This window comes from Kitasatospora sp. NPDC006697, from assembly GCF_042869935.1.
Lineage (GTDB): Bacteria > Actinomycetota > Actinomycetes > Streptomycetales > Streptomycetaceae > Kitasatospora.
Genome location: NZ_JBIAGU010000034.1, coordinates 38,329 through 57,018 on the forward strand (window position 1 = coordinate 38,329; position 18,690 = coordinate 57,018).

Genomic DNA, 18,690 nt, shown 5'->3' on the forward strand with positions numbered 1-18,690 from the left:
ATGGGGGCATGAGAGCGATAGCGATATGGCGGGGCGTCGACCGCGCGCTGGCGCGGGACGTGGGGCTGGTCTGCCTCGCGGTCGGGGTGATCGGGGTCTCGTACGGGACCATCGCGGTGGCCTCCCACCTGCCGGCCTGGCTGCCGGCGGTGATGGGGTGCCTGGTGCTGGCGGGCGCCTCGGAGTTCCTCTTCGTGGGCATCGTCGCGGCGGGCGGCAACCCGTTCGCGGCGGTGGCGGCCGGGCTGCTGGTCAACGCCCGGCACCTGCCGTTCGGGCTCTCGCTGCCCGACGTGCTGGGACAGGGCTGGCGCCGGCTGCTCGGCAGCCATGTGATGAACGACGAGAGCGTGGTCTTCGCCCTCTCCGAACGGGACCCGGTGCGCAGGCGGACCGCCTACTGGCTCTGCGGGCTGGGCATCCTGGTCTGCTGGCCGTCGGGCGCGCTGCTGGGCGCGGTGCTCGGCTCGGCGGTGCACGACACCGATGCGTTCGGGCTCGACGCGATGTTCCCCGCGGTGCTGCTCGCGCTGGTGCTGCCGGCGCTGCGGGACGGGGCGAAGCGGCGGGCGGCGCTGACGGGTGCCGCGGTGGCGCTGGCGACGGCGCCGTTCCTGCCGGCGGGGCTGCCGGTGCTGCTGGGGTTGGTGGGGTTGGCGGTGCCCGGGGGCGGCGGGGCGGGGAAGGCGGGCACGGACGGCGGGGAAGAGGAAGAGGAACGGGAGGGGACGGAATGAGCCACCACATGGTGCTGCTGGTCGCGGCGCTCACCCTGGCCGCCGGGACCTTCGGGTTCCGGCTCGCCGGACCGTTGCTGCGGGCCCGGGTCGACTTCCCGCCGCGGGTGGAGCGGCTGCTGGAGACCGCTTCCGTGGTGCTGCTCACCGCGCTGGTGGCCACGACCGCGCTGTACGAGGGTCACGGCGCGGCGGGCTGGGCGCGGCCCGCCGGGGTGGTGGTCGGCGGGGTGCTGGCCTGGCGGAAGGTGCCGTTCGTGCTGGTGGTGCTGGCTGCCGCGGCCACGGCGGCGGGGCTGCGGCTGCTGGGGGTGCACTGAGCGCCGCCCCGCTCGGACGGCCGCCCTCCGCGCGCGGGCCGGAGCCTGACGATGTGTCATGGATTCCATGGCACATCGACAGCACTGGTTGGTCCGCTTCACCGATGAACTGATGACGCTCACCAGCGACCTGACCCAGGAGCAGGCCGCCGAGTTCGTCCGCCGCGTCTACCAGGCCGGCCACGAGGCGGGCGTGGCCGAGGCCGCCGAGGAGCGCCGCCGCGAGGGGGAGTGATGTGCGGGTGAGAGCAGTGCTCACACAGCAGGGCGCCGCTCTCACCCAAGAGCAGTGCTCTCGATCGCGAGCACTGCTCTGGTCGGCAAGCACCGCTCTGGTCGGCGACCACCGCTCCGGCTCGTGAGCACCGCTCCCCCCGCGCCCCTCAGTGCGGAATGCTGTCGATCACATCCCGCGCCCCCTGCCGCAGCAGCGCCACCGCCACCGACGTCCCCAGCGTCGCCGGGTCCAGCGGCCCGGCCCACTCGTGGGCGTCCAGGACCACCTTCCCGTCGGGGGAGAAGACCCGGCCGCGCAGCGAGAGCCGGCCGTCGCGCTCGGCGCGGGCCAGGCCGGCGATGGGGCTGTTGCAGTGGCCCTGGAGCACGTGCAGCAGCATGCGTTCGGCGGTGGTCTCGCGCCAGGCGTTCTCGTCGCCCAGGCCGCTGACGGCCGCGATGGTGGCGGCGTCGTCCTCGCGGCACTGCAGGGCCAGCACGCCGGCGCCGACCGGTGGGCACATGACCTCGGTGGAGAGCACCTCGGTGATCCGGTCGGTCGCCCCGATCCGCTCCAGGCCGGCGGCGGCGAGCAGCAGGGCGTCGGCCTCGCCGGCCGCGAGCTTCTCCAGGCGGCGGTTGGCGTTGCCCCGCATCGGTACGCAGACCAGCTCGGGGTGGCTGAGCGAGAGCTGGGCGATCCGCCGGACCGAGGAGGTGCCGATCCGGGTCCCGCCCGGCAGCTGATCGAGGGTCAGCCCGCCCGGGTGCACCAGCGCGTCCCGCACGTCGTCCCGGCGCAGGAAGGCGGCGAACACGGTGCCCGCCGGCAGCGGTCGGTCGGCCGGTACGTCCTTGACGCAGTGCACCGCCAGGTCGGCCTCGCCGGCCAGCAGGGCCGCGTCCACCTCCTTGGTGAACGCGCCCTTGCCGCCGAGCGCCGAGAGCGCGCCGGTCCAGCGGTCGCCCGAGGTGGTGACCGGCACCACCTCGGTCCGCAAGCCCGGGTGCAGCGCGGTCAGTTCGGCCCGTACCCGGTCGACCTGGGCGAGCGCCATCGGGGAGGAGCGGGAGACGATCCGCAGCACGGCGGGCAGGGCGGGCGACACGGCACCAGTGGACATGGCACCACGATAGGGGGTCCGCGGCGGCCCGATCGGCGCAACGGCCGCGGGCGTTCCCGGCGGCGTCAACGGCACGCACGGTAATCTGCACCATTCGTACGACGCATTCGATTTTCTCCAGGCATGCGAACGAACCAGCAGGAACCGACGAGAGGGCTGCCCCGCGGATGGCCGAGACCCGCGAAACCGCGATCCCGACCCAGCGCCGCGAACAGTCCCGGCGGCTCGCCGCCCGCGCCGCCGAGGCCGTCCGGGCCGTCGACGTCGACCGGCTGCGCGAGCTCGCCCCGCACCTGGCCCTCGCCGCCGTCTTCCTGATCGGCTTCTCGCTCGACGCCCTGCTGCGCTACCAGCGCTTCGGCGCCCCCTCCTGGGACCTCGGCATCTTCACCGAGGAGGTCAAGGGCTACGCGCACTTCGGCGCGCCGATCCTCTCGATCAAGGGCCCGGGCTTCAACGCGCTGGGTGACCACTGGTCGCCGATCGTCGCGCTGCTGGCGCCCCTCTGGTGGCTCTGGCCCTCCTCGGCGATGCTGCTGGTGGTCCAGGCGGGCCTGTTCGCCTGGTCGGTCGGGGTGGTCTCGGACACCGCCGAGCGGCTGCTCGGCGGCCGCAGCAAGGGCCTGCTGATCGGCGTGGCCTACGGCCTCTCCTGGGGCCTGCAGCGCGCCCTGGACTTCGAGTTCCACGAGATCGCCTTCGCCGTGCCGCTGCTCGCCGTCATCGGCCGCCAGCTGCTGCTGGGCCGCTGGGACCGGGCGGCCTGGTGGGCGATGCCGCTGGTGCTGGTCAAGGAGGACCTGGGGCTGACCGTCACGGCGGTCGGCGTGGTGCTGATGGTGATGGCCCGGCGCTGGGCCGCCGGCGCGGTGCTGGTGCTGTTCGGCTTCGGCTGCATGGCGCTGACCATGGGCGCGCTGATCCCGCACTTCAACCCGCAGCACCAGTACGACTACTGGAGCAAGCTGCCGGACGGCGGCCACCCCCGGCTGTGGCACCTGCTGCTGGCCCCGTTCACCCGCTGGACGGTCTGGAAGACCTGCGGCTGGCTCTTCGGCATCGTCGGCTTCCTCGCCCTGCGCTCACCGCTGGTGCTGCTCGCGCTGCCCACCCTGGCCTGGCGGTTCGGCTCGGCCAACCCGATGTTCTGGGGCACCGACTGGCACTACAGCGCCACCCTGATGCCGATCCTCTTCCTCGCCCTGGTGGACGTGGTGGCCCGGGCCCGCCGCTCCCGCCGCCCGCTGCTCAAGGGCTTCGCCGAGGGCATGGTGCCGGCCTCGGCGGCGATCGCGGTGGCCTGCACGGTCAGCCTGCCGGTGGGCCTGGGCGGCCTGGCCGACCCGGGCGTCTGGAGCGGCGGCCCGCACGCCGCCGCGCTGCGGGCCGCCGTCGCCGCGGTGCCGCAGGGGGTGCGGGTGGAGTCCACCACCGGCCCGCTCTCCCGGCTGGCGGCCCGCGACGACGCCTACTGGCTCGGCGGCAGCAAGCCGGTGCCGCCGGACTACCTGGTGATCGACACGGCGGGCTGGAACGGCGGCCCCTCCGACCTCCCGGCCTACGGCGCCGCCCTGCACCCGGGGGCCCGGTACGCGGTGGTCTTCGACCGCGACCAGGTCAGCGTGCTGCGGCGCCAGTAGCCCGCGCCTCAGCCCGACTCCGCCGCCAGCTCCCCGAGCGCCTTCACCGCCTGCTCGGCGTGCTCGGCGGCCACGAACAGGTGGTCGTGGTGGAATCCGGCCACCACGTTGCAGCTGATGCCGTGCTCGGTGAGCCGCCCGGCCACCGCCGCCGTCAGGCCGACGGCGTCCAGGGCCGAGTGGATCCGCAGCGTGATCCAGGCGGACGGGAAGGTGTAGGCGAGTCCGAGCGCATCCGCCTCGGACTGCTCCACCACGGCCGTCACGCCCTCCGCCTCGGCCACCGTCACCACCGGCCGCAGCCCGGTCGGCACCCGCCCGGGGAAGGTGCAGTAGACATACCGCCCGGGGTTGAGCACCGGGTCCATCCCCGCCAGCAGCGTCCGAAGATCTCTCTCAGCCATGGCGACACGCTAGCGCCCCGGAGCCGGTTCGCGACCCCTCTGACGCGCACTCATCCGACGCGCACTCGGCAGATCGGCCGAAAGCTCACCCCACCGGCAGCCGCGGCACGAACCCGCCGTGCGAGGTGCCGGAGCCGAGCAGGTACGGCCAGTCCAGCACCTCGGGCAGCCGGGCGAGCGAGAGCACCACGGCACCGCCGGCCCGTTCGGCGTCCGCGCGCCAGTCGGCCATCGTGCCCAGCCCGGTGCCGTCCACCACCGGCGCCAGCGCGGCCTGCACCAGAACCCCGGACTCGCCCGGCCCGTCCACCACGCACATGGTGGCCAGCGGCATCAGGCTCCACCCCTTGCACCAGGGCACCGCGCCGTCCGGCGCGACCACGGGCGGCAGCACTCCGTGCACCGGCGCCTCGGACAGCAGCAGCGCAGGGACGGTGCCCCGGACGAACAGGCTCTTCTCCGGACTCAGCAGCATCGGGCCACTCTCGCAGCACATGACAAACGCGGCCGAGGCGGGGTCCGGCAGCCGCGGCGGGCAGTGTCGGCCGTCCCGTCACAGTGAGGAGGGATCACTGCCGGTCAGGGGCCGGTGCGGTCAGCCGGTGAAGGGAAAGGTCGGCATGTTCCAGCACCCGGCCTCCGGTGCGTCCCCGGGGTGCAGCGGGGCCGGCTGCCCCATCCCCGCTACGTAGAGCCAGGTCAGGGCGGCAGTGGCGGCGACCAGGACCGGCAGCAGATACCAGCTGCTCCTCGGCAGCGGCCGGAGCAGCACGATGAGCACCAGCAGCACGATGAGCATGATCACCCACGCGGCCCGGTTCCCCCTGACCAGGTCCGGATTCGTCTCGTGATCCTGGGTGAGACACCAGTGCCACCTCGCAGCGACGCGGTCGATGCCGACGAGCAAGCCGACCGTGGCCAGGACGAACGCCACGACCCCCCACGCCGAGCCACCGAGCACCCCGCGCCAACGCACCTGCCGCATGCCATCCCCCCGAAGCCCGTGATCCACTGCTTCCGGACGCTCCCGCCCCCGGCACCGGTTGCGGCCACGGGCCTCACACCCGGCCTTCCGCGCTACCGGCGGATCGCCGACACCAGTCCGCCGGGCCCCTCCTCGCGCTGCGGCGGAGTGCTGCTCGGGCGGCCGTAGGCGGCAGCGCGCTCACGCAGGGTGTGGCACTCGGCCTCCCAGCCGTGCCCGGCCAGCCAGCCAACCGGGTCGTCGGGCATCTCCGAGACCCACATGGAGGCCGCCGATCCCGGCACGGCGTCCGCGCCGAAGCGCTCGATCACGCCCCGGGAGCCCAACGTGAGCCCCATCCGACTGCCCGGCGCCGACTGCGCGCTGATCCGGGCCAGCAGCAGCTCCACCGCATCCTCGGGCAGATAGATCAGCAGCCCTTCGGCGATCCACACGGTCGGCGCCGCCGGGTCGTGCCCCGCGGCGGCCAGCGCGCCCGGCCAGTCCTCGCGCAGATCCACCGCGACGGTGATCCGCTCGCAGCGCGCGGCGGCCCGCTCCTGGCGCAGCACCGATGCCTTGAAGTCCAGTGGCTCGGCGGTGTCGACCTCGAAGAGCCGGGTGCCCTCGGGCCAGTCCATCCGGAAGGCCCGGCTGTCCATGCCGGCGCCGAGCAGCACGACCTGCCGGACCCCGGCGGCGGAGGCCTCCCGCAACAGGTCGTCGAGGAACTTCGTCCTGATGACGATGGAGAACGCCACCGCCGTCCGGCGGCGCTGCGCGCCCTCGTCACCGGGCGGCGGCGAGGAGGGCCACAGGCCGCCGGCCGTCGCGAAGGCCTGTGCCAGCGGGTCGCGGAACAGCGCGTTCTCCCGCTCGGTCTCAAGAGCCCGTACCCGTGCCACCCCCACCGCCGTGGCCCACACTCCCGACGGCTTCACCTGCTCCTGCTCATCAGTCACCGCGCCAGCCTAGGCGCAGGAGCAGCTGCCCCCATGGGATTCGCCGACAGAGGCCATCGGCGACAGATCCCGATATATCGTTGACGCTCGACAGTCAGCGATATATCGTCGAGACATCGAGAGCGTTCGCGGAAGGCGCGGGCGATATCGATGAGACACCTGATCGACAGAACACTCGATCGGCAGAACGCTCGATCGACAAGACACCCAGGAGGCACGCCATGCGTACGGAACGACGACACCGCCGCGGGCCCTGGTCCCGCTTCGAAGACAGTGCGAACGGCGAGTTCGACGGCCGGCGGGGGGCGTTCGGCCCGCCCCGCCCGCCGTTCCCGCCGATGGGCGGCGGCCCCTTCGGCTTCGGCGGGCCGCACCGCGGTCGCGGCCGGCACGGCGGCCGGGCCCGGCGCGGAGATGTCCGCGCCTCGCTGCTGGCACTGCTCAAGGACCGGCCGATGCACGGCTACGAGATGATCACCGAGATCGGTGAGCGCACCGCGGGCACCTGGCGGCCCAGCCCGGGCTCGGTCTACCCGACCCTCCAGCTGCTGGAGGAGGAGGGCCTGATCCAGGCTCAGGAGTCGGGCGGCAAGCGGCTCTTCACGCTCACCGAGGCCGGCCGTGCGGAGGCCGAGCAGGGCTCCGACGAGCCCTGGCTGGAGGCCGGCCGCGGGGTCGACTGGGCCGCGGTGCAGGAGGTCGGCCAGGCGCTGGCCTCGCTGGACCACGCGGTCCGCCAGGTGATGGCCACCGGCACCGAGGAGCAGCGCGCCAAGGGCCTGGCCGTGCTCACCGACGCCCGCAAGAGGCTCTACCTGATCCTGGCCGACGCCGACGGCGACGCGGGCAGCGTCACCGACGCCGGGCAGGAGTGAACCCCGAGGACGGGGGACCGATCACGCGCCCTGGGGCGGCCGGTACTCGTACCGCCACCGCGGCCGCCCCTTGGCGTCGTGCACCTTGGCCCGGTCGTAGACCAGGGTCTCGGCCGCGCGGTTGCCGTAGGCCGGCACCGGCACCCGGTACACCTTGGGCACCGCGTTGAACGGACTCAGCAGGATCGGCAGCACCCGCCCGTCCAGTGGTCCGCCGACGAACTCGGTGTCCGCACTGCGCATCGCTCCCGCCCTTCCTCGTGCCCGGTCCGTCCAGCTTCGCACCAGCTGGGCCCGGCTCCCAAACCCCCCTGGGACGGAGCAGCCCCGCCGCTCCCTTATCCTGCTCAGTACGCCTCCGGGCCTGGCGATCCCCTGCGAGTGGAACCGAGTGGACCGGAGGGCGTGGGCCGACCGGTGACCCCGGTGCCGGCTGCCCGGTGGACGGCTGGGGCGGGACCTGGGAAGCAGCGGGCCGCACCCGGCGTTGCGTCGGTTGTTGCGTCGAACGCTGTGGCACACCAGTCACAGCCGTGCGGAAGGGGCCCGATGGTAGCCAGCGGCAGGTGGACGGCGTGGTTGCGGCGCGATCGGGAGCGCACCGGACCGGCATCCGGCGCCGGAACTCCGCAGGCCAGACTGGACCTGCTGCTCGCCTCGGTCAAGGCCGGCTTCCCGCTGGCGCCCGCCGCGCACCCGGCCGGCCACCGCTGCTCCTGCGACCGGGTCGGCTGTCCGGCACCCGCCCGGCACCCGGTCTCCTTCGCCTGGCAGTCCCAGGCCACCACCGACGCCGAGCAGCTGAGCCGCTGGCTCTCCCGCGACCCGCAGGCCAACTTCATCACCGCCACCGGCCGCGCCCACGACGTGCTGGACGTGCCGGCCGAGGCGGGCCGGCTGGCGCTGGCCCGGCTCACCGAACTCGGCATCGAGGGCCCGGTGGCCTCGGTCGGCGAGGACCGCTACCTCTTCTTCACCGCCACCCGCGGCACCCCGGAGGACGAGGACGAGTTCTGGTCCTCCGAGCTGGACAGCCACCCGGACTCGGCCTCCGAGCACCCCGGCATGCGCTGGCACTGCCGCGGCTCCTACACCCTGCTGCCGCCGGCCGCGCTGCCGGACGGCAGCGAGGTCTGCTGGCTGCGCGGCCCCGAGCACCCGCTGCCCGATCCGCTGCGGGTGCTCGACGTGCTCACGGACGCCTGCACCGAGGTCGGCGCGGTCGCCGAGGAGCAGTGGCTGATCGGCTGAGCCGCCACCGCCGCCGCGGCTGCTACGGCAGGGTCAGGATCTCCGCGCCGTCGGCCGTGACCACCAGGGTGTGCTCGAACTGCGCGGTCCGCTTGCGGTCCTTGGTCACCACGGTCCAGCCGTCCGGCCAGACCTCGTAGTCGTAGGTGCCCAGGGTCAGCATCGGCTCGATGGTGAAGGTCATCCCGGGCTTGATCACCTGGGTGGCCCGGTCGCTGTCGTAGTGCGGGATGATCAGGCCGGAGTGGAACGAGGTGTTGATCCCGTGCCCGGTGAAGTCCCGCACCACGCCGTAGTCGAACCGCTTGGCGTAGGACTCGATCACCCGGCCGATCACGTTGATCTGCCGCCCGGGCTTGACCGCCTTGATCGCCCGGTTGAGCGACTCCCGGGTCCGCTCGACCAGCAGCCGGGACTCCTCGTCCACCTCGCCGACCAGGTACGTGGCGTTGAGGTCGCCGTGCACGCCGTGGATGAAGGCGGTCGCGTCGATGTTGACGATGTCGCCGTCCTGCAGCACCGTCGAGTCCGGGATGCCGTGGCAGATCACCTCGTTGACGGAGGTGCAGATCGACTTCGGGAAGCCCCGGTAGCCCAGGTCCGACGGGTAGGCGCCGTGGTCGCACATGTACTCGTGCGCCACCTCGTCCAGCCGGTCGGTGGTCACCCCCGGCGCGATCAGCGCCGCCGCCGCCTCCATCGCCTGCGCGGCGATCCGGCCGGCGATCCGCATCTTCTCGACCGTCTCGGCGTCCTGCACCTCGGGGCCGGTGTACGGGGTCGGCATCGGCTTGCCGACGTACTCCGGACGAGCGATGTGCGCCGGTACCTTGCGGACGGGGGACTGCGTGCCGGGAACGAGGTGAGCCATGCGCGGAGTCTATCCCGCGGGGTCGGCCCGGCCCGGCTGTGTGTGCGAAGGCGCGGCCCGGGCAGGATCCGGTCAGAGCACGTCCGAGGAGGTCCCATGCCGCTCTTCCACCACCAGCCCACCGGCAAGCCCGGTGAGTGGTTCTTCTGCCTCAAGCACCAGACCGTCGAAGAGGGTCCGCAGTGCGCCGCCAAGGACCGGCTGGGGCCCTACCAGACCCGCGAGGAGGCGGCGCACGCCCTGGAGACCGCCGCCGAGCGCAATCGCGAATGGCGCAACGACCCGGCCTGGAACGACGAGCGCCCGGAGGACGACCGGAGCTGACCGGCCGTCACCAGCGCTTCGCCGGCTCCACCGAGAGCTGCCGCACCAGCCGCGCCAGCCGGGTCCGGGCCCTGGCCCGCTCCCCGGCCGCCGCGCTGACCAGGTGCTGCACCAGTTCGAAGCCCGGCCCGTCCTGGTCCTCCACGGTCAGCCGGTCGTGCGCCAGCGCGGCCAGCTCCGGGTCGCCCGCCTCCAGCGCCAGCACCACGGCCCCGCCCCGCCGGGCGTCCGCGACCCGCTCCAGCAGCGCCCCGCCGCTCGCCTCCGGGGTGACCACCAGCACCGTCTCGCCCCGCCGGGCGGCCGACAGCCGGTCCAGGCCGCCCGGCCGGTCCGGCTGGTGGCGGATCAGCGAGGGCGCCAGCTGCGGCACTTCGGACCAGGCGGCCTCGTCCGCCAGGTGCGCGGCCAGGTGCCACGGCTCGTGCGCGGCCGGGCCGACCAGCAGCAGTCCGCGCGCGGTGCGCCGGGTGACCGCGCCGCGCAGCGCGCCGGCGAACGAACGGGTGGCGTCCAGCAGGGGGGAGCCGGCGAGCGCGGCGCGCAGTTCGGATACTCCGGAGACGTCCATGGCCGAAGCATGGAGCCGGGCGGTCGGCTTTGGCAGGATCTCGGTATGACTTCCCTCGATTCAGCGACCAAAGCCGGGAACGAGGTCGCCGGCCTGGTGGTCGGCGTGCTCGGCGGCACCGGCGACCAGGGCCGCGGCCTGGCCTACCGGCTGGCCCTGGCCGGCCAGCAGGTGATCATCGGCTCCCGCAGCGCCGAACGGGCCGAGGCCGCCGCGGCCGAGATCGGCCACGGCGTGCGCGGCGCCGACAACGCGGCCTGCGCCGCCGGGAGCGACATCGTGATCGTCGCGGTGCCCTGGGACGGGCACGGCGAGACCCTGGCCGGCCTGCGGGCCGAGCTGGCCGGCAAGATCGTGGTGGACTGCGTCAACCCGCTCGGCTTCGACAAGCAGGGCGCCTACGCCCTGGTGCCCGAGGAGGGCAGCGCCGCCCAGCAGGCCGCCGCCCTGCTGCCCGACTCCCGGGTGACCGCCGCCTTCCACCACCTCTCCGCGGTGCTGCTGCAGGACCCCGCGGTGGAGCGGATCGACACCGACGTGATGGTGCTCGGCGAGGACCGGGCCGCCACCGAGCTGGTGCAGGCCCTCGCCTCCCGGATCCCCGGGATGCGCGGCGTCTTCGCCGGCCGGCTGCGCAACGCCCACCAGGTGGAGTCGCTGGTGGCCAACCTGATCTCGGTCAACCGCCGCTACAAGGCGCACGCCGGCCTGCGGATCACCGACGTCTGAGCCGCCCACCGCGCCCCGCACGCCGACGGTCCGGGCCACCCTGTGACGGGTGGGCCCGGACCGTCGGCGAGAATGGACGGCGACCACGCGCGCCCCGGTCCTCCGCGGCCGGCCGCGCCGACCCGACCGGAAGCCGGACAGATGCCCCGCAACGCCCTCTACGCCTCGATCGTCTTCGTCCTCGCGGTGGCCGCCGCGGTGGTCTCCTTCGTGCAGGGCAACTGGCTCGGCGTGATCTGGGTGCTGCTGGCCGGCGTCTCCAGCAACATCGCCTGGTTCCACCTGCGCAAGGAGAAGCTGGCCCGGGCCGCCGAGCAGCAGCAGGGCTAGGGGCGGGCTGTCCGACGGTTCGCGCCGGACGGCCCCCAGCGCCTCACTGGTTCCAGAACCGGAACAGGTGCTGCCCGAAGTAGGTGTAGTACTCGTTCACGCCGAACCAGCCCATGATCCGGTAGACCTGGTCGAAGAACCAGCCGTTCACCTGCGACTGCCAGAGCACCACGAAGACCGCCAGCAGGCCGTACGGGGCGAACGGCTGGACGGCCCGCCGGGTCTGCGGCGAGAGCCAGGGCTCGATGATCCCGTAACCGTCCAGGCCCGGCACCGGCAGCAGGTTCAGCAGCGCCGCGCTCACCTGCAGCAGCGCCAGGAAGGCCAGCGCCACCGGGAACAGGTGCACCTGGTACATGCCGCCGACCGTGGTGGTGCCGGGGGTGTCGTCCAGCCAGCCCTGGCCGACCGGCACCATCAGGGCGATCGCGAAGACCACGTTGACCAGCGGCCCGGCCGCCGAGATCAGGCTGTGCTTGAGCCGGCCCTGGATCCGGTGCCGCTCGATGAAGACCGCGCCGCCGGGCAGGCCGATGCCGCCGAGCAGCACGAAGACCACCGGCAGCACGAAGCTGGTCAGCCCGTTCGCGTACTTGAGCGGGTTGAGCGTCAGGTAGCCCTTGGCACCGACGGTGATGTCGCCGCCGTGCAGCGCGGTGCGGGCGTGCGCGAACTCGTGCAGGCAGAGCGAGACCATCCAGCCCGCGACCACCAGCAGGAAGACGCCGAAGCCGGGCGCCCCGTAGCCCTCCCAGACCGCCCAGCCCGAGGTGCCGAGTATCGCGAGCAGCACCCAGAAGACCGGGCTGATCCGGCGCTCCTCGCTGCCGGAGCGGCGGGCGTCGGCAAAACTCATCTCAGCTCCCTGATCAACGTCCCCAGTTTCACGTAGGGAGGGTATAGGGCGTGTAAACCCGGCGGGGCGGGCCACTGGAACGGGGGCGGGCATCGAGGCAGCAGAATGGTGCGGTGCACTACGGCATCCTCGGAACGACCACGGCCCGGCAGGACGACGGCACGCCCATCCCGCTGGGCGGTGCGCGGCTGCGCGCACTGCTGGCCGCCCTGGTGCTGCGCCAGGGCCGGCCGGCGCCCGCCGAGGCGCTGGTGGCCGAGGTCTGGGCCGAGGAACAGCCGCAGGACGCCTCCGCGGCGCTGCAGACCCTGGTCGGCCGGCTGCGCCGCACCATCGGCCGCACCGAGATCGGCTCCGGGCCCGGCGGCTACTGGCTGACCGGGGACCGCAGCGACCTCACCCGGTTCCAGGAGCTGGCCGCCGCCGGCACCGCCGCGCTGGCCGACGGCGCCCCCGCCGAGGCCGCCCCGCTGCTGCGCGAGGCGCTGGCGCTCTGGCGCGGCCCGGCGCTGGCCGACCTGCCGGACCGCTCCGGCGACGCGGTCCGGCTGGAGGAGCAGCGGGCCGAGGTCCGCCGGGCCCGGATCGCCGCCGAGCTGGCGCTGGGCCGGGGCGCCGAGCTGCTGGCCGAGCTGGCCGGGCTCTGCGCCGACCACCCGCTGGACGAGCCGCTGCAGGCGCTGGGCATCCGGGCGCTGCGCCAGGCCGGCCGCACCGCGCAGGCGCTGGAGCGGTACGAGCGGGTCCGCCGCGACCTGGCCGAGCAGTTGGGCGCCGACCCGGGCGCCGAGCTGCGGGCGCTGCACCAGGAGCTGCTGCAGCCGGAGCCGGACGCCCCGGCGGCCCCCGCCGCGCGCCCTGCCCCGCCCGCCCCGCCCGCCGCCGAACCGGCCGCACCCGCCGCGCCGCTCGCCCCCGCGGGCAACCTGCGGGCCCGGCTGACCAGCTTCGTCGGCCGCGAGCAGGACCTGGCCGCCGTCGCCGACCTGCTGCGCGGCACCCGGCTGGTCACCCTGACCGGTCCGGGCGGCTCCGGGAAGACCCGGCTCTCGGTGGAGGCCGGCCGGCAGGCCGAGGCCGCCGGGGCCTGGCCGGACGGGGTCTGGCAGATCGAGCTGGCCCCGATCGAGGACCCGGCGGCGGTGCCCGGCGCGGCGCTCTCCGCGCTGGGCCTGCGCACCGTGGTGCACCACTCGGTCGGCGAGGTCGCCGCCGACCCGGTCCGCCGGGTGGTCGAGCACTGCGGCCGGGCCAAGATGCTGCTGCTGCTCGACAACTGCGAGCACCTGATCCAGTCCGTCGCCGAGTTCGCCGACCTGCTGCTGACCGAGTGCCCGCAGCTGACCGTGCTGGCCACCAGCCGGGAGCCGCTGGGCGTGCCCGGCGAGGTGGTGCTGCCGGTCGAGCCGCTGCCCGACCCGATAGCACTGCGGCTGCTCGCCGAGCGCGGCGCCGCCGCCCGCCCCGGCTTCGCCGTCGAGCAGGACCCGGCGGCCTGCGCCGAGATCTGCCACCGGCTGGACGGCCTGCCGCTGGCGATCGAGCTGGCCGCCGCCCGGCTGCGGCTGCTGACGCCGCGCCAGCTGGCCGACCGGCTGGACCACCGGTTCGCGCTGCTGACCGGCGGCAGCCGGGTGCTGCTGCCCCGTCAGCAGACCCTGCGCGCGGTGGTGGACTGGAGCTGGGAGCTGCTGGACGCCCGGGAGCGGGCGGTGCTGCGCCGGCTCTCGGTCTTCGCCGGCGGCTGGACCCTGGAGCACGCCGAGCAGGTCTGCGCCGACGGCGAGCTGGTGCGCCAGTCCCAGGTGGCCGAGCTGCTGGCCTCGCTGGTCGACAAGTCGCTGGTGGTGGCGGGCCTCAACCAGCCGGGTGAGCCGCGCTACTGGATGCTGGAGACGATCCACGAGTACGCCGCCGACCGGTTCGCCGAGGCCGCCGAACCGGAGACCGCCGACCGCCATCTGGAGGCCTTCCGGGAGCTGGTCCGGCTCACCGACCAGCGGCTGCACGGCCCCGGGCAGGTCGCGCTGCTGGCCCTGCTGGACCGCGAGACCGAGAACATCCGCACCGCGTTGCGGCACGCGCTGGCCACCCGGTCCGAGCAGGACGCGCTGGTGCTGGTGCTGGGCCTGAGCTGGTTCTGGGTGATGCGTGACTACCGGGCCGAGGCCCGCGCCTCGGTGGACCAGCTCTGCGCGCTCCAGGAGGACCCGTTCGCGCCCGGCGCGCCCGCGCCCGTCCCGCTGGCCGGGAACCTGCTGTCCCATCCGCTGCCCTGGCCGGAGCCGGTGCTGCAGGAGGCCCGCCGGCAGGCCTGGATCTACCACATGGTCTCCCGCTTCGAGGGCGCCATGGACGTGATCGGTGACCCCCTGCTGGTCGAGCGGGCGCCGCGGATGCTGGCCGCCTACACCCCCGACCTGCCGCAGTCGCACACCTACCTGGCGATGCTGCGGATCTTCGCCGGCTTCCTGGCCGGCCGGGCCGACGAGATGCAGGACATGATCGACGAGACGGTCGAGGGCTGCCGGCGGTTCGGCCGCGAGGGCGAGCTGGCCTGGGCCCTGCAACTGCGCGCCAAGATGGCCAACGACCAGGTGGACGGCCTGGAGCGGGCCCGCCGGGACGGCGACGAGGCGATGGAGATCTACACCCGGCTCGGCGACTCCTGGGGCATGGTCGAGGCGCTGGCCGCACAGGCCGAGACCTCGGGCTTCTCCGGGGACAGCCTGGTCGCGGTGGCCCGCTACCGGCAGGCGATCGAGCTGTCGCTGGAGCTCGGCGCCCCGCAGGAGGTGCCGATGCTCCAGGTGCGGCTCGGCGAGGCGCTGCTGGAGCACCAGCCGGAGGAGGGCGAGCGGCAGATCCGCGAGGGCATCTCCGGCGCGGCCCGGCGCGGCCTGCAGGCCGACGGCGCCCAGCTCTACGGCCACCTGATGCTGGCCGGCCTCTACACCCACCGCGGCGACCTGGCGGCGGCGCTGGCCGAGCTGGACGTGCTGCGCGACCGGCACCTCCAGCTCTCCCGGTTCCTGCCCACCCTGATCGGCGGCCTGGTGGCCTGCGCGGAGGCCACCGTCCGGGTCCGCTGCGGCCAGCTGGAGCAGGGCGTGGCCCGGCTGCGGGTCGGGCTGCGGACGCTGCGCGAGGTGCCGGAGACGGCCACCGTCTTCGCCCAGCAGGTCACCCTGCAGCTGCTGCCGATGGTGGCCAGCGTGCTGGCCGAGCTGGCCCGCGACTCGGGCGAGGCGGAGCCGGCCCGCCGGGCGGTGCTGCTGCTCGGCGCGCACGGCGGCCGGATGGGCCTGCAGAGCCACTACCTGGAGCGGATCGAGCGGCAGCGCCGGACCGACCTGCTGACCGCGCTGCTCGGCGAGCAGGAGTTCGCCCGGATCGTGGAGCAGGGCCGCGACCTCGGCTGGGACGAGGTCGCGGCCCTGTTGGACGAGCTGCGGGAACTGCTCTGAACGCGGGCTGACGGGCCGTCCCCCGGACGGTCCGTCAGCCGGGCGCGTCATCCTCAGGTCCGGCGGATGAACCGGCGCACCGCGAGCGGCGCGGTGACCGCCGTGATCCCGACCGACCAGATCAGCACCACCAGCACCGAGTGGCCGGCCGGGTGGCCGTTGATCAGGGCGCGGCAGGCGTCGGCCAGGTTGGAGAGCGGGTTGTTGGCCGCGAAGCTCGCCAGCCAGCCCGGCATGGTCTTGGTCGGGGCGAAGATCGAGGAGCCGAACTGCAGCGGCATCAGCGCCAGCATCCCGACACCCTGCACCGCCTGGGGGCTGCGCATGGTCAGGCCGAGCAGCATCGAGACCCAGACCAGCGACATGCTGAACAGCAGCGAGAGGCCGACCGCCGCCAGCACCCCGGGCAGCCCGGTCGGCAGGTGCATCCCGAGCAGCAGCGCGAAGAGGATCAGGATGGTGTAGGAGAGCAGGCCGCGGCAGGCCTCGGCCAGCATCTTGCCGACCAGCACCGAGCCCCGGCCGATCGGCAGGGTGCGGAACCGGTCCATCACGCCGGTCTGCAGGTCGCTGCAGAGGCCGGTTCCGACGGCCATCGCCAGGTTCATCCCGGTGGTGCCGAGCAGCCCGGGGATCAGCCACTGCCGGTAGCCGGACTGCGAGCCGGCGATCGCCCCGCCGAAGACGTAGACGAAGAGCAGGGTGAAGATGATCGGCATCAGCAGGGCGTCGAACATCGACTCCGGGTCGGCCTTGATCCGCATCAGGTTGCGGCGGGTCAGGGCCCCGATGTGGCGCAGGTGGGAGGAGAGCGGGATCCGGCCCTCGGCGACCGGGGCGGCGGCGGGTGCGGTGAGCACGGCGGTGGTCATCGGGCGGTCTCCTCGGAGTCCTGGGTCTGCTGGGGGAGGGTGGCGGACTGGCCGGTGATGGCGAGGAAGACCTCGTCCAGGCTGGGCACCACGGTGTCCACGGAGGCGATGCCGAAGCCGCGGCCGCCGAGCACCGAGATCACCTCGGTGAGCTGGCCCTCGCCCGTCAACGGGACGGCGAGCAGGTCGTCGAGCTCGCCGGTGTGGGCGGCGATGCCGCGCTCGGCCAGGCTGCGGACCATCTCCGGCAGGTCGGCCGGCCGGTGCGGGCGGACCTGCAGGGTCTGGCCGCCGACCTGCCTCTTGAGGCCGTCCACGGTGCCGTTGGCGATCACCCGGCCGCGGTCCACCACGGTGAGGTCGCTGGCCAGCTGCTCGGCCTCCTCCATGTACTGGGTGGTGAGCAGCACGGTGGCGCCCTCGGCGACCATCCGGCGCACCTCGTCCCAGACCTCGTTGCGGGTGCGCGGGTCCAGGCCGGTGGTGGGCTCGTCCAGGTAGAGCACCCGGGGCCGGCCGATCATCGAGGCGGCCAGGTCGAGGCGGCGCCGCATGCCGCCGGAGTAGGTCTTGGCGGGCCGGCCGGCGGCCTCGGTGAGCGAGAAGCGCTCCAGCAGCTCGGCGGCCCGGGCCTTGGCGTCGCGGCGGGAGAGGTCGAGCAGCCGGCCGATCAGGTAGAGGTTCTCGGAGCCGGAGAGCAGCTCGTCCACCGAGGCGTACTGGCCGGTCAGGCCGATGGTGCGGCGCAGCTCGCGGGGCTGGCGCAGCACGTCGTAGCCGCCGACGAAGGCGGTGCCGGCGTCCGGGCGCAGCAGGGTGGAGAGCACCCGGATCAGGGTGGTCTTGCCGGCGCCGTTGGGGCCGAGCACACCGAGCACGGTGCCCTGGCGGACCGTCAGGTCGACGCCGTCCAGCGCCTTGGTGCTGCCGAAGTGCTTGACGATGCCGCGGGCCTCGACGGCGTTGCCCGGTCCCGCGGTCGGCTGCCCCTGGTCGTTCGGGGCGATGGCGGTCTGTGTGGTCATGCGACAAGACTGCCCGGGGCCGCTGTCAGGCCCCGGGCAGGGTGCTGTCACCGCTGTCAGACCGCTGTCACCGGCCGACGGCGGCGCCCGCCGCTACTTGAAGGAGTGCTCCGCGTCCGGGAAGGTCCCGCCGCGCACCTCGTCCGCGTACTCCCGCGCCGCCTGCCCGAGCACGGCGCGCAGGTCGGCGTACTGCTTGACGAACTTCGGCACCCGGCCGGGGTTCATCCCGGCCATGTCGGTCCAGACCAGCACCTGGGCGTCGCAGTCGGCCCCGGCGCCGATGCCGACGGTCGGGATCGCCAGCGCCCCGGTGACCTGCGCGGCCAGCTCGGCGGGCACCGCCTCCAGCACCACGGCGAAGGCGCCGGCCTGCTGCACCGCCTTGGCGTCGCGCTGCAGCTTGTGCGCGGCCTCGTCGCCGCGGCCCTGCACCGGGTAGCCGCCGAGCGCGTGCACCGACTGCGGGGTGAGGCCGATGTGCGCCATCACCGGGATGCCGGCCTCGGTCAGCAGCTCGATGGTGCGGGCGCTGCGCTCGCCGCCCTCCAGCTTGACGGCGCCGACCCCGGCCTCCTTCATCAGCCGGGCGGCGTTGCGCAGGGCCTGCGCGGGGGACTCCTGGTAGGAGCCGAACGGCAGGTCGCCGACCACCATGGCGCGCTTGGTGCCGCGGACCACGGCGGCGCTGAGCATGGTCATCTCGTCCATGGTGACCGGCACGGTGCTCTCGTAGCCGAGCGCGCAGTTGCCGGCCGAGTCGCCGACCAGCAGCACCGGGATGCCGGCCTCGTCGAAGACGCCGGCGGTGAGCGAGTCGTAGGCGGTGAGCATGGCCCAGCGCTCGCCGCGCTGCTTGGCGGCGGCCAGGTCACGCACCGTCACCCGGCGGTTGACCACCCCGCCGTAGAGGGAGCGCGGGTGGGTTTCCGGCTGCCCGGCAGGCGTCCCGGCGGGCGTCTGGGCAGGTGGAAGCTGAGAAGCGTTCATCGAACAGGCTCCTGAAGGGTTGTGGTCTCGTGGCGCCGTGTGGCGTCCCCGGATCTCCTCCATGCTTGCACGCCCGCCCGTCCAGGCAAAGAGGCGGGTGGTCCGCGTCCCGGGTCACCAAGGTTTTTCGATACGAGACGGACTCGTATCGAAAAAGCGGGT

The 18,690-nt window shown here is 74.0% G+C and carries 22 protein-coding genes; 10 read left to right on the top strand and 12 right to left on the bottom strand.

Annotated elements, in window-relative coordinates; translation table 11 throughout:
* Positions 1-8 precede the first annotated feature (8 nt).
* The 3 genes from ACFYNO_RS33995 to ACFYNO_RS34005 all read left to right on the top strand — a co-directional run bounded on the left by ACFYNO_RS33995 (position 9) and on the right by ACFYNO_RS34005 (position 1,292).
* Complete coding sequence (locus ACFYNO_RS33995) at positions 9-737, top strand: AzlC family ABC transporter permease (protein ID WP_388021384.1); 729 nt, start codon at positions 9-11, stop codon at positions 735-737.
* Entirely contained in the window at positions 734-1,057 is a 324-nt protein-coding gene (locus ACFYNO_RS34000) for an AzlD domain-containing protein (RefSeq protein ID WP_388021385.1), read from the top strand. The genes ACFYNO_RS33995 and ACFYNO_RS34000 overlap by 4 nt, the downstream gene beginning before the upstream one ends.
* Before the next feature lie 67 nt (positions 1,058-1,124).
* Positions 1,125-1,292: a hypothetical protein gene (locus ACFYNO_RS34005; protein ID WP_388021386.1), complete on the top strand. Its 168-nt coding sequence runs from the start codon at positions 1,125-1,127 to the stop codon at positions 1,290-1,292.
* 148 nt (positions 1,293-1,440) lie between these two features.
* Here ACFYNO_RS34005 and hemC read toward each other — a convergent pair whose 3' ends face one another.
* Complete coding sequence (gene hemC, locus ACFYNO_RS34010; protein WP_388021387.1) at positions 1,441-2,397, bottom strand: hydroxymethylbilane synthase; 957 nt, start codon at positions 2,395-2,397, stop codon at positions 1,441-1,443.
* A 167-nt stretch (positions 2,398-2,564) separates the two neighbouring features.
* Here hemC and ACFYNO_RS34015 point away from each other — a divergent pair, with 167 nt between their 5' ends.
* Positions 2,565-4,037, top strand: a complete 1,473-nt coding sequence (locus ACFYNO_RS34015; protein ID WP_388021388.1) for a DUF2079 domain-containing protein — start codon at positions 2,565-2,567, stop codon at positions 4,035-4,037.
* 8 nt (positions 4,038-4,045) lie between these two features.
* On the opposite strand, the gene ACFYNO_RS34020 is transcribed toward ACFYNO_RS34015, so the two are convergent.
* The 4 genes from ACFYNO_RS34020 to ACFYNO_RS34035 all read right to left on the bottom strand — a co-directional run bounded on the left by ACFYNO_RS34020 (position 4,046) and on the right by ACFYNO_RS34035 (position 6,331).
* Positions 4,046-4,441, bottom strand: coding sequence for an ACT domain-containing protein (locus ACFYNO_RS34020; RefSeq protein ID WP_388021389.1), 396 nt, complete (start codon positions 4,439-4,441; stop codon positions 4,046-4,048).
* Between the two features lie 85 nt (positions 4,442-4,526).
* Positions 4,527-4,916 carry a hypothetical protein gene (locus ACFYNO_RS34025; protein ID WP_388021390.1) on the bottom strand — a complete coding sequence of 130 codons (390 nt, stop codon included), beginning with the start codon at positions 4,914-4,916 and terminating at the stop codon, positions 4,527-4,529.
* Positions 4,917-5,036: 120 nt separating this feature from the next.
* Positions 5,037-5,375 carry a hypothetical protein gene (locus ACFYNO_RS34030; protein WP_388021391.1) on the bottom strand — a complete coding sequence of 113 codons (339 nt, stop codon included), beginning with the start codon at positions 5,373-5,375 and terminating at the stop codon, positions 5,037-5,039.
* 143 nt (positions 5,376-5,518) lie between these two features.
* Complete coding sequence (locus ACFYNO_RS34035) at positions 5,519-6,331, bottom strand: class I SAM-dependent methyltransferase (RefSeq protein WP_388021450.1); 813 nt, start codon at positions 6,329-6,331, stop codon at positions 5,519-5,521.
* A gap of 257 nt (positions 6,332-6,588) precedes the next feature.
* Here ACFYNO_RS34035 and ACFYNO_RS34040 point away from each other — a divergent pair, with 257 nt between their 5' ends.
* Positions 6,589-7,242 carry a PadR family transcriptional regulator gene (locus ACFYNO_RS34040; protein WP_388021392.1) on the top strand — a complete coding sequence of 218 codons (654 nt, stop codon included), beginning with the start codon at positions 6,589-6,591 and terminating at the stop codon, positions 7,240-7,242.
* A gap of 21 nt (positions 7,243-7,263) precedes the next feature.
* On the opposite strand, the gene ACFYNO_RS34045 is transcribed toward ACFYNO_RS34040, so the two are convergent.
* Entirely contained in the window at positions 7,264-7,485 is a 222-nt protein-coding gene (locus ACFYNO_RS34045; RefSeq protein ID WP_388021393.1) for a hypothetical protein, read from the bottom strand.
* Positions 7,486-7,791: 306 nt separating this feature from the next.
* Here ACFYNO_RS34045 and ACFYNO_RS34050 point away from each other — a divergent pair, with 306 nt between their 5' ends.
* Complete coding sequence (locus ACFYNO_RS34050) at positions 7,792-8,493, top strand: bifunctional DNA primase/polymerase (RefSeq protein ID WP_388021394.1); 702 nt, start codon at positions 7,792-7,794, stop codon at positions 8,491-8,493.
* A gap of 22 nt (positions 8,494-8,515) precedes the next feature.
* On the opposite strand, the gene map is transcribed toward ACFYNO_RS34050, so the two are convergent.
* Entirely contained in the window at positions 8,516-9,364 is an 849-nt protein-coding gene (gene map, locus ACFYNO_RS34055; RefSeq protein ID WP_388021395.1) for a type I methionyl aminopeptidase, read from the bottom strand.
* A 96-nt stretch (positions 9,365-9,460) separates the two neighbouring features.
* Here map and ACFYNO_RS34060 point away from each other — a divergent pair, with 96 nt between their 5' ends.
* Complete coding sequence (locus tag ACFYNO_RS34060) at positions 9,461-9,688, top strand: hypothetical protein (protein ID WP_388021396.1); 228 nt, start codon at positions 9,461-9,463, stop codon at positions 9,686-9,688.
* 7 nt (positions 9,689-9,695) lie between these two features.
* Here ACFYNO_RS34060 and ACFYNO_RS34065 read toward each other — a convergent pair whose 3' ends face one another.
* Positions 9,696-10,259, bottom strand: a complete 564-nt coding sequence (locus ACFYNO_RS34065; RefSeq protein ID WP_388021397.1) for a hypothetical protein — start codon at positions 10,257-10,259, stop codon at positions 9,696-9,698.
* A gap of 45 nt (positions 10,260-10,304) precedes the next feature.
* Between ACFYNO_RS34065 and npdG the strand changes: the two genes are divergently transcribed.
* Positions 10,305-10,988: an NADPH-dependent F420 reductase gene (npdG, locus tag ACFYNO_RS34070; protein ID WP_388021398.1), complete on the top strand. Its 684-nt coding sequence runs from the start codon at positions 10,305-10,307 to the stop codon at positions 10,986-10,988.
* Between the two features lie 141 nt (positions 10,989-11,129).
* Complete coding sequence (locus ACFYNO_RS34075; RefSeq protein WP_388021399.1) at positions 11,130-11,318, top strand: hypothetical protein; 189 nt, start codon at positions 11,130-11,132, stop codon at positions 11,316-11,318.
* 43 nt (positions 11,319-11,361) lie between these two features.
* On the opposite strand, the gene ACFYNO_RS34080 is transcribed toward ACFYNO_RS34075, so the two are convergent.
* Positions 11,362-12,174, bottom strand: coding sequence for a site-2 protease family protein (locus tag ACFYNO_RS34080; RefSeq protein WP_388021400.1), 813 nt, complete (start codon positions 12,172-12,174; stop codon positions 11,362-11,364).
* A 113-nt stretch (positions 12,175-12,287) separates the two neighbouring features.
* Here ACFYNO_RS34080 and ACFYNO_RS34085 point away from each other — a divergent pair, with 113 nt between their 5' ends.
* Positions 12,288-15,641 carry an ATP-binding protein gene (locus tag ACFYNO_RS34085; protein WP_388021401.1) on the top strand — a complete coding sequence of 1,118 codons (3,354 nt, stop codon included), beginning with the start codon at positions 12,288-12,290 and terminating at the stop codon, positions 15,639-15,641.
* Positions 15,642-15,694: 53 nt separating this feature from the next.
* Here ACFYNO_RS34085 and ACFYNO_RS34090 read toward each other — a convergent pair whose 3' ends face one another.
* The 3 genes from ACFYNO_RS34090 to panB all read right to left on the bottom strand — a co-directional run bounded on the left by ACFYNO_RS34090 (position 15,695) and on the right by panB (position 18,528).
* Positions 15,695-16,513, bottom strand: a complete 819-nt coding sequence (locus ACFYNO_RS34090; protein WP_388021402.1) for an ABC transporter permease — start codon at positions 16,511-16,513, stop codon at positions 15,695-15,697.
* Positions 16,510-17,538: an ATP-binding cassette domain-containing protein gene (locus ACFYNO_RS34095; RefSeq protein ID WP_388021403.1), complete on the bottom strand. Its 1,029-nt coding sequence runs from the start codon at positions 17,536-17,538 to the stop codon at positions 16,510-16,512. The genes ACFYNO_RS34090 and ACFYNO_RS34095 overlap by 4 nt, the downstream gene beginning before the upstream one ends.
* A gap of 93 nt (positions 17,539-17,631) precedes the next feature.
* Positions 17,632-18,528, bottom strand: a complete 897-nt coding sequence (gene panB / locus ACFYNO_RS34100) for a 3-methyl-2-oxobutanoate hydroxymethyltransferase (RefSeq protein ID WP_388021404.1) — start codon at positions 18,526-18,528, stop codon at positions 17,632-17,634.
* Positions 18,529-18,690: the final 162 nt, after the last annotated feature.

Excerpts from the sequence above, each read along its gene's own strand:
- ACFYNO_RS34060 (WP_388021396.1), top strand. The coding sequence starts at position 9,461 with ATGCCGCTCTTCCACCACCAGCCCACCGGCAAGCCCGGTGAGTGGTTC.
- ACFYNO_RS33995 (WP_388021384.1), top strand. The coding sequence starts at position 9 with ATGAGAGCGATAGCGATATGGCGGGGCGTCGACCGCGCGCTGGCGCGG.
- ACFYNO_RS34025 (WP_388021390.1), bottom strand. The coding sequence starts at position 4,916 with ATGCTGCTGAGTCCGGAGAAGAGCCTGTTCGTCCGGGGCACCGTCCCT.
- ACFYNO_RS34045 (WP_388021393.1), bottom strand. The coding sequence starts at position 7,485 with ATGCGCAGTGCGGACACCGAGTTCGTCGGCGGACCACTGGACGGGCGG.
- ACFYNO_RS34065 (WP_388021397.1), bottom strand. The coding sequence starts at position 10,259 with ATGGACGTCTCCGGAGTATCCGAACTGCGCGCCGCGCTCGCCGGCTCC.
- panB (WP_388021404.1), bottom strand. The coding sequence starts at position 18,528 with ATGAACGCTTCTCAGCTTCCACCTGCCCAGACGCCCGCCGGGACGCCT.
- ACFYNO_RS34075 (WP_388021399.1), top strand. The coding sequence starts at position 11,130 with ATGCCCCGCAACGCCCTCTACGCCTCGATCGTCTTCGTCCTCGCGGTG.
- ACFYNO_RS34090 (WP_388021402.1), bottom strand. The coding sequence starts at position 16,513 with ATGACCACCGCCGTGCTCACCGCACCCGCCGCCGCCCCGGTCGCCGAG.
- ACFYNO_RS34040 (WP_388021392.1), top strand. The coding sequence starts at position 6,589 with ATGCGTACGGAACGACGACACCGCCGCGGGCCCTGGTCCCGCTTCGAA.
- ACFYNO_RS34020 (WP_388021389.1), bottom strand. The coding sequence starts at position 4,441 with ATGGCTGAGAGAGATCTTCGGACGCTGCTGGCGGGGATGGACCCGGTG.
- ACFYNO_RS34015 (WP_388021388.1), top strand. The coding sequence starts at position 2,565 with ATGGCCGAGACCCGCGAAACCGCGATCCCGACCCAGCGCCGCGAACAG.
- ACFYNO_RS34050 (WP_388021394.1), top strand. The coding sequence starts at position 7,792 with ATGGTAGCCAGCGGCAGGTGGACGGCGTGGTTGCGGCGCGATCGGGAG.
- ACFYNO_RS34000 (WP_388021385.1), top strand. The coding sequence starts at position 734 with ATGAGCCACCACATGGTGCTGCTGGTCGCGGCGCTCACCCTGGCCGCC.
- hemC (WP_388021387.1), bottom strand. The coding sequence starts at position 2,397 with ATGTCCACTGGTGCCGTGTCGCCCGCCCTGCCCGCCGTGCTGCGGATC.
- ACFYNO_RS34080 (WP_388021400.1), bottom strand. The coding sequence starts at position 12,174 with ATGAGTTTTGCCGACGCCCGCCGCTCCGGCAGCGAGGAGCGCCGGATC.
- map (WP_388021395.1), bottom strand. The coding sequence starts at position 9,364 with ATGGCTCACCTCGTTCCCGGCACGCAGTCCCCCGTCCGCAAGGTACCG.
- ACFYNO_RS34005 (WP_388021386.1), top strand. The coding sequence starts at position 1,125 with ATGGCACATCGACAGCACTGGTTGGTCCGCTTCACCGATGAACTGATG.
- ACFYNO_RS34095 (WP_388021403.1), bottom strand. The coding sequence starts at position 17,538 with ATGACCACACAGACCGCCATCGCCCCGAACGACCAGGGGCAGCCGACC.
- npdG (WP_388021398.1), top strand. The coding sequence starts at position 10,305 with ATGACTTCCCTCGATTCAGCGACCAAAGCCGGGAACGAGGTCGCCGGC.